The organism is Acinetobacter sp. NBRC 110496 (assembly GCF_000876115.1).
Classification (GTDB): Bacteria; Pseudomonadota; Gammaproteobacteria; order Pseudomonadales; family Moraxellaceae; genus Acinetobacter.
Window position 1 is genome coordinate 1 of the sequence record NZ_BBTF01000138.1, and the last position, 1,239, is coordinate 1,239.

The following is a 1,239-nucleotide window of genomic DNA, read 5'->3' on the forward strand; positions in this document are numbered from 1 at the left end:
TTTGTAAGCATAAGGTGCAATATTGAAGCTCATGATCGGACATAAAATCTGTCATTTTCGGACAAAACAACAAAAAGGGATGAAATAATGTTGATACCATCGATATTGGTAGACACGTATATGGACTATGCTGAAGAACAAGGTGTTGATTTGGCAAAATTTTGTAGTGAACAAAATATTGTTAAGGATCATGTTGAACTAACACAATATTTCTTGTTATTAGACTGGATTGGGCGACAACTTCCTGATCATGATCTTGGTGAGGAAATTGGTTGGCGATTTACGTCACAACTATTTGACCCCATTGGCACTGCAATCATATCCTCAGAAACGTTGTCATCCGGATTAGACGTTGCCTTAAAATATTGGGATGTCTTTGGTATTGGATTGGCGTTACTCTCTCGAAAACACGGCAATAATGTTGAATTAGAGATTCAACCAACTTTACCTATCAATGAAAAATACCAAAAGATTATTTTAAAATCTGCAATCATTTGCCTTTATAAAATTATATTGCAAATATTACCATTTAAGGCATCTGATATTCATATATTTTTCAAAGGCGAAAAAAATACCCAAGATTTTCCTTCTGGAATATACATTGGGTATCATGCGACGGAATGGAAAATTCGTTTTCCTGAGCATTTTCTAGCTGAAAAAAGTTTTTGTGCGAATAAGTTAAGCTTTGAGCGTGCCATCACACATTGCGAACAAGTATTGGCAGTGTATCATCAAAATCAAGCCTTTGATCATGTGACGATGCACACATTGAATGACATCGCACAAATAAAATCCGTATCCACCAAAACCGTTTATAGGCAACTAAAACAACAAGGACAGAATTTTCAAAAATTACAACAAAGCAAAAAATATACGCAAGCCATGATGTTATTAAATCAAAAAGAACTTTCTATAGAGAAAATCGCAGAAACATTAGGTTATCAAGATCCATCGAATTTTACCCGTGCGTTTAAGCGCTGGGCACATGTTTCACCAAGCTTGTATCGCAAGCAAAATGCTTGAGTACTCACTGTGATTTAATCATAGGGCACAGCCCAGTTGTGACGATATTTCACATAGTTGCTCACTGGTATACTACTGAGGTGAAAGTATAGTAATACATTGGGGGCTTAGGAAGTTAATCATATTAAAAAGTATGGTAACTTCCTTAAGTACCATTTATACAATTACGTAAAAAAGATTGCGAGTCAATGCGAAGAAGTATCTCCTTTCAATGGA

Annotated in this window: 1 protein-coding gene; it reads left to right on the plus strand. The window is 35.4% G+C overall.

Annotation, left to right across the window (positions count from 1 at the left end):
• Positions 1 to 120: 120 nt before the first annotated feature.
• On the plus strand, positions 121 to 1,023 hold the full coding sequence (locus tag Aba26S_RS20920) for an AraC family transcriptional regulator (RefSeq protein WP_000384164.1): 903 nt from the start codon (positions 121 to 123) through the stop codon (positions 1,021 to 1,023).
• The last annotated feature ends 216 nt before the right edge of the window (positions 1,024 to 1,239 follow it).

Coding starts and splice junctions, on each gene's coding strand:
- Aba26S_RS20920 (WP_000384164.1), top strand. CDS start 121: ATGGACTATGCTGAAGAACAAGGTGTTGATTTGGCAAAATTTTGTAGT.